The 6,014-nt window shown below is 34.1% G+C and carries 6 protein-coding genes; 1 reads left to right on the top strand and 5 read right to left on the bottom strand.

What is annotated here, in order from left to right; all coding sequences use genetic code 11:
- The first annotated feature begins 1,129 nt into the window (after nucleotides 1-1,129).
- Nucleotides 1,130-1,546 carry a helix-turn-helix domain-containing protein gene (locus tag AC13CQ_RS00460; RefSeq protein ID WP_482882617.1) on the top strand — a complete coding sequence of 139 codons (417 nt, stop codon included), beginning with the start codon at nucleotides 1,130-1,132 and terminating at the stop codon, nucleotides 1,544-1,546.
- A 240-nt stretch (nucleotides 1,547-1,786) separates the two neighbouring features.
- Here AC13CQ_RS00460 and AC13CQ_RS00455 read toward each other — a convergent pair whose 3' ends face one another.
- The 5 genes from AC13CQ_RS00455 to AC13CQ_RS00435 all read right to left on the bottom strand — a co-directional run.
- Complete coding sequence (locus AC13CQ_RS00455; protein WP_482882616.1) at nucleotides 1,787-2,164, bottom strand: hypothetical protein; 378 nt, start codon at nucleotides 2,162-2,164, stop codon at nucleotides 1,787-1,789.
- Between the two features lie 5 nt (nucleotides 2,165-2,169).
- Nucleotides 2,170-2,964 carry a hypothetical protein gene (locus AC13CQ_RS00450; RefSeq protein ID WP_482882615.1) on the bottom strand — a complete coding sequence of 265 codons (795 nt, stop codon included), beginning with the start codon at nucleotides 2,962-2,964 and terminating at the stop codon, nucleotides 2,170-2,172.
- Entirely contained in the window at nucleotides 2,939-3,850 is a 912-nt protein-coding gene (locus tag AC13CQ_RS00445; protein WP_482882618.1) for an RHS repeat domain-containing protein, read from the bottom strand. Before AC13CQ_RS00445 ends, AC13CQ_RS00450 begins: the two co-directional genes overlap by 26 nt.
- Before the next feature lie 85 nt (nucleotides 3,851-3,935).
- Nucleotides 3,936-4,748: a toxin-antitoxin system YwqK family antitoxin gene (locus tag AC13CQ_RS00440; protein ID WP_482882614.1), complete on the bottom strand. Its 813-nt coding sequence runs from the start codon at nucleotides 4,746-4,748 to the stop codon at nucleotides 3,936-3,938.
- Nucleotides 4,749-4,750: 2 nt separating this feature from the next.
- Nucleotides 4,751-6,014, bottom strand: a 1,264-nt coding sequence (locus tag AC13CQ_RS00435) for an RHS repeat domain-containing protein (RefSeq protein ID WP_482882613.1), incomplete at its 5' end; no start/stop codon positions are given.

The raw sequence follows: 6,014 nt of genomic DNA, 5'->3' as shown, positions 1-6,014 counted from the left end.
ACCCATAATAAAATTATCGGTAAGACAGGTTCTATGGTAAGAACAGCCTTAAGGTCTAAACCATCGTTTCGTTACATGGCCGGATGCCATGATCATGTGTAGTCGTTAATTATGAGAGAAAAAAGTATTGAAGTACCGAGACATCCGCATCGTTTAGCCACTTATTATTGATAATAAGTTTTGGCAATCGACCACTGAGCCTAAATTATATCGTCACTCCCATAACAATAATGTCCTAAATTGGACATTTTGGTTTTTTAGGAAATAGGATAAAATACACCGTAAACGCAACATTATACTGCGCCTTGATAATCAAGTTTTTTGGTTGGTGTTTCATCCTATTCGTTTCGTTTCGTTTTGGTTGTTAATGTTTAAAAAAAATCTTCAAAAACCGACCACCGCACCATAAGAAAGCAAAGTTTAGTTTGCGGGGGAAAGGAAAACAAGCTATTTTTATGGTTGCAACAATTTTAAGCCGTCCTTAACCTTCGCATACACGTATGTTTTCGAAGTCACGGGATCAGTTGCTGCCGGATAGCAGCTAATGGGTTTTATACCATTGGTAGGCATGGGCTAACACCCTTACTTTTGCTTCCGGTTTTTGGTGTTCAATCGGGGCACATTTTATGTTTTTTGACATGGATTGAAGGGGTTATACCTGTTCAATACCACAATCTGAGATGATCGCTGTAACTGGGCTTCGGATACACAGTGAAGGTAATTTTATAAACTTCGTTTTCATAAGTATTGGTTTTAATGAAACGAAGTGCCGGAAGAGTTAGGAACGAAAAAACGCCCCCCACACTTCTGTCCGATGGGATAAAACGACCAAGCCTTAACCCCGTCATAGCTCCGAAGAGTGTATGACATCCACACAGAAGTTTAACGCGAGAGGCGTCCGCCAGAAAGGCATCTACAAAGATACTAATTTCTGGCAATGCTGGACGAACTCACGGTCAACTCGTGTGGAAATGCTTGGTCTTTTTTTCGAACGAGCAACATCGTTAGTTCGCTCCCTTAGTGGGAGTGACAATATGTTATGGGCTTATTAAACCCGTATAAATCTCATTAGCAATGCTTTGAATTTATTCTTGCAACAAATATAAGAAACATTATCAAATAAACCAACATGTTGGTTTTAAAATTTAAAAAATTTATGCCTAACGAAAAAACAGTAATTGAAACAGAGTACAGGGAAATGGCTCACTTGGATTATCTTTTTATTTTATATATTAAACAACTTCGGGAAGAACAAAAATGGACTCAACAAGACCTAAGCGAAAAAATGGGGGTAGCGAAAAGTTTTGTAGGTAACGTTGAGTCGTTCATCCAACGACATAAATATAGTATTAGGCATTTAACACTTTTAGCAAAAGCATTTAAGTATAAATCTATATCAAAACTATTTGGCTTTCCTACGCCAAAACATGATAAAATACGTTTGACATTGAAAGTTACAACAGTTGTTAAAGGAAACGACAAGTCAAGAAGTAAAAGTGTGGAAGTGGTAAAAATTGAGGCGGTGGAAACAAGAGAAAAACAATAGAGCTATTATTGAATCAAAAATTAGCATTAGTGCTTTTTACTATATCATGACAATTTTGACATTCTTAAATATTACAAATCGGCAATTTTGGATCTAAGCATTCCCGCCCTTCTATGGTAATATTGACTGGTAAATTCAAATGATTCTAGGGAATCCAGTTTGCTGAGATATCCTTGTTTTAGTATCCGATAATACTTTTTATTATCTCACTAAATCAGAAGATTTTAGGGAATGGGATGATTATATTATATTTGGTTTATACTTGTATTTTGGTTTCATATAAATTGATTGTGTTATCTCTACCCATATATATTTTTCATTACTAGATTCATCTTTACAATGAACTATCCAATAAAAATTTCTTTCGCCTGCTCCAAAAAAACCTGGTAAAACAAATCTTAAACCATTTCTAAAAGGGTTCTTTCGATTTTCAATTTTATTTGGCACTCGAATGGATACTATTTCATAGTTTCTTAAATTAAATGTCTCTTTAACATCCAATCGAAACTTTTCCTTTTGTTCTTCTTTATTAAAATACCATCTTAATTCCTTAAAAGAATAGTATAAAAGAATCAATCCTAGTGATAATAAAAAAATAATTGTTATTAATAACTCCATTAAAATTAGTACATTCTGAAAGAATTTAACATTGGTTCAAAAATAGGCTCATACTCTCTATATGAAGTATATTTGGAATTAATAGTAATTATAAAAACTTTATCTATATCTTTTCTTCCATAAAAAGTTTGGAAAACTAATTCAGAATATTGTCCTTTTTGGATTTTAAATTTCCTTTGAAAAGCTTCATCTACTCCTTCTATTTTTAACTCCTTCACATCAATTTCTGTTATTAAAGTATTCGTTCTAAGTGTATCAATGTGTTTTGTTAAGTATTCAGATACCTTTAAATCATAGTTGGATACCACTATATTAAAGTTAGCTTCATTTTTGTTTTCAGAATTGATATATGTGAAGAGAGAAAAGTTTGGGTTATAATCTTCCTGAATCCAAGAAGACGGAATAGACACTTCAAAATTATCTTCTTTGCTCTTGACAACTTTCCATGTTGCGTCATCGAGATACTTGTATTTCCAGTTTCCGAAAGGTATCCCATCTTTAAACATCCCTTCTGCCACTTTTTCTTTTTTATAATAGTAATTCCATTTCCCTTGTTTTATAAGTCTATCCCCATAGCCAGCCATAAATATTCCATCATTTCTAAAATATGCATGATGAGTATACTCACTAAACTGATTACAGGTATCTATTTCAACAAAGTATTCATTTAAGGTCCTTTTATCTTTTATTTTTTTTGAACACATTACCTTTTCACAAGAACTTAGCATAATGATAGCTGTTCCCAATAGAAACGTAAAACAAATATGGCTACTATTATTTCTTCTTTTTCTTTTCAACATTTGCATTAATTTCGACGTTTGCATCACCAACCAAAAAAATACCGTAACTACCTCCAGTTGATAATCCAATAGATGCTTCATCTGATTGATTATTTGAGTTTGTACTTCCTTCGAGAAAAAGAACTCCCCCTTCAATTGTTGTTTCTTTATCAATTACATTTCCCTGATCATCAAAAGTTATATTATGTTCTGTTCTCACACCTCCAATAGCACTAATCCCTGCTCTATTTATTATCTTTTTATCTGTATTAATATCAATATCAGCGTTTACCCCATCTAAAAGTCTAAATTCGACTTTCCCTTCTGCTTCAAACAATTGTTCTGATACAATTCCTAGTTCTATTTTTGCTCCATTATCTAAACCAATTGCAAATTGGGGACCAAAAGACAACCTAGCATTACCTTCAATAGTTGCACTAGTATGATCATTAAAGGCTTGACTAGCCCCTTCTGCCCCTTCACTTAATCGTTGCATATCTCTTTGGTTCAGTTTCTCTTCAGACATTGTTCCTCTACTGGCTATTTCATCTCCTCCTCTACCCAATCCAGTAAAGTAACTTATTAACTGTTGCCACCACGGTGGCTCTCCAGAACCTTCAGGAGTCATCCCATCTGGATCGATAAAATAAATTGGATTATCAAAGGCATAATTATATGGACTATGTCTACGCATTTGTTCTGCTAGTGGGTCTAAGTTCATCCATCTACCAAGTGCAGGGTCATAGTTCCTTGCCCCAAAATCATAAGTGTTGATATCCAGGCTTTCATCATACTCCTTGCCATTGTACTTCCAGCGTTGCGCTACACTGTTCCCTAAAGATGATGTAGCCGATCCATACCCCTTATGCTTGAGTCCGAAAGGATAATAATTACTCTCCTCTACAATTTCATTCGTAGCAATGCTTCCGTTGCCATATACAAACCTGACACAACAATTCTACATGTCACTCAATTAATTCATACTATGTTATTTATTCTACATAGATTAATCGTTCGAAATATTTTCTTACTTCAAAATAACTTGAAGTAGCTCTATCTGTTGAATCCTTGTAATAATATTCTACCAAAACTCCTCTAAGCAAATTTTTTCCTTTAACATTAAAGTACCTTCCGAAAATGGCAGTCTTCCTAAAATCCGATTTAAGTTCAAGTGCTTTCCTAATCTCAACTTCTAAATTGAGATTATATGTAGTGTCCTTAACTACTTTACTATAGTTAGAAAAATCAGAATTAAAATTCTCTGAATTATCTCTTGGTAAAATAACCATTATAGAGGAATTAATATCTTTAAAGTATGGTCCGACTAAATCTAATTTAGCCTTTATAGGTTCATTTATATTTATCGTATCTTTTTCTATCAGTAAATCATAGAAACTACTTTTATTAAATAATGTGTCACCATATTTATTAAATACCCAGTTTTGATTTAAATATCCTTTCCCATCTATTTTCATAAACTCCTTCACTTCTTTTAATTTACCGTTCTCATAATAATAAGACCATACACCTATAGGTATCGTATCATCTATAAAATCACCTTTGCTTTTTATATTACCATCTTGAAAATAGTTTTTTACTACTTTTTTATCTCCAGAATACTTAATAAAAGACATTAGATTACCATCCTTATAAAAAATATTTGAAGAATCCTTTTCGTTCCTTTCATTCAAATAATGAATTGCCTTCAATTCACCTTCAGAATAATATTCTTTATCTTTTCTATTATCTGTTGTACAAGAAATAACTATCAATAACACAATAAGCAACAATACTTTTTTTTTCATAATTAATCTATTGTATCTCTTTTAATCCAGATTTTTTCAAAAAAACCTGTGTCGTTAAATTTTGCTGAATCACTTTTTGCTGTTTCATAATCATTAGTTTTATGTGATTCTCCTATTCCACCATAATCTGCCCCACCCGATGAACCTGATTTCTTTCCATACGTAGCATTCTCTTTCAATTGTCCTTCCACAGTATACTCAATATTCGGCTCATTTTCAGTATTAGATGTTTCATTTGTAGATCCACTTGATGCCTCTTCGCTAAAAGCTTGGGATACATCCGAAAAAAGTCTAGCCCCCTCGGCAACCTTATTTTCAAACCCTGGCCCTTTTGCTGCAGACAAAAAGATTACTGAGGATACATCTAACATCTCAGCATCACCATCAGCTTTTCTGTCTTTAGACTCACTAATGGATTCCGATCTAGCACCTGATTCTCCTGTCAGTACATATCCGCCTCCATTACTCAGTTTATCTGCGGCAATTAAAAGTGGTCCAACTGCAAAAGCTAATGCACTTTTAGCTGTTCTTTCCACTTTCATGTTTATTTCATTAATTTTAGATTTAAATGCTCGTGCTATCCCTTCTCCATTGATTGGCGGATCACCAGGACCATGTGGCATCATCCCATCAGGATCGATAAAATAAATAGGATTATCAAATGCATAATTATACGGAGAATGTCTACGCATTTGTTCTGCCAACGGGTCAAGGTTCATCCATCTACCAAGTGCAGGGTCATAGTTCCTAGCTCCAAAGTCATAGGTATTGACATCAAGGCTTTCATCATACTCCTTACCATTATACTTCCAACGTTGCGCTACACTGTTCCCTAAAGATGATGTAGCCGGTCCATACCCCTTATGCTTGAGTCCGAATGGATAGTAGTTACTTTCCTCTACAATTTCACTTGTAGTAATACTTCCATTATTGTCTGCATCTTGGTAGGAAAGTCTAACATTCCCTAAGTGGTCTTTATACTGATAGACATAGTTATAACCAGTTCCTTCTGCATCTACATACCCCTCTGCATGATTGAAAAACTGTAAACCTCCATTTTCATAAATGTAATTCCCAGCATAATCCATAGTCGATGTTACAGAACCTCCTTCAAGAACTTTCTTCTGTAATTTCGTTCCTAAAGCGTCGTAAATATAAGAAATATTTCCGCCGCCTATGGTAACACTCGTCGGTAAATTTAAATGGTTATAGAGGATTCCATTTGCAGGGATTCCTTTGTTTAGGTCTGATATCATATTCCCATTG

The sequence above is a fragment of the Galbibacter sp. L-19 genome, assembly GCF_056857615.1.
The sequence above is the reverse complement of the archived record's forward strand: the minus strand, read 5'-3'. Positions and strand labels throughout refer to the sequence as shown.

What these genes read in the sequence shown, in the direction of transcription:
- AC13CQ_RS00460 (WP_482882617.1), top strand. Translation starts at nt 1,130, where the DNA reads ATGTTGGTTTTAAAATTTAAAAAATTTATGCCTAACGAAAAAACAGTA.
- AC13CQ_RS00440 (WP_482882614.1), bottom strand. Translation starts at nt 4,748, where the DNA reads ATGAAAAAAAAAGTATTGTTGCTTATTGTGTTATTGATAGTTATTTCT.
- AC13CQ_RS00450 (WP_482882615.1), bottom strand. Translation starts at nt 2,964, where the DNA reads ATGTTGAAAAGAAAAAGAAGAAATAATAGTAGCCATATTTGTTTTACG.
- AC13CQ_RS00455 (WP_482882616.1), bottom strand. Translation starts at nt 2,164, where the DNA reads ATGGAGTTATTAATAACAATTATTTTTTTATTATCACTAGGATTGATT.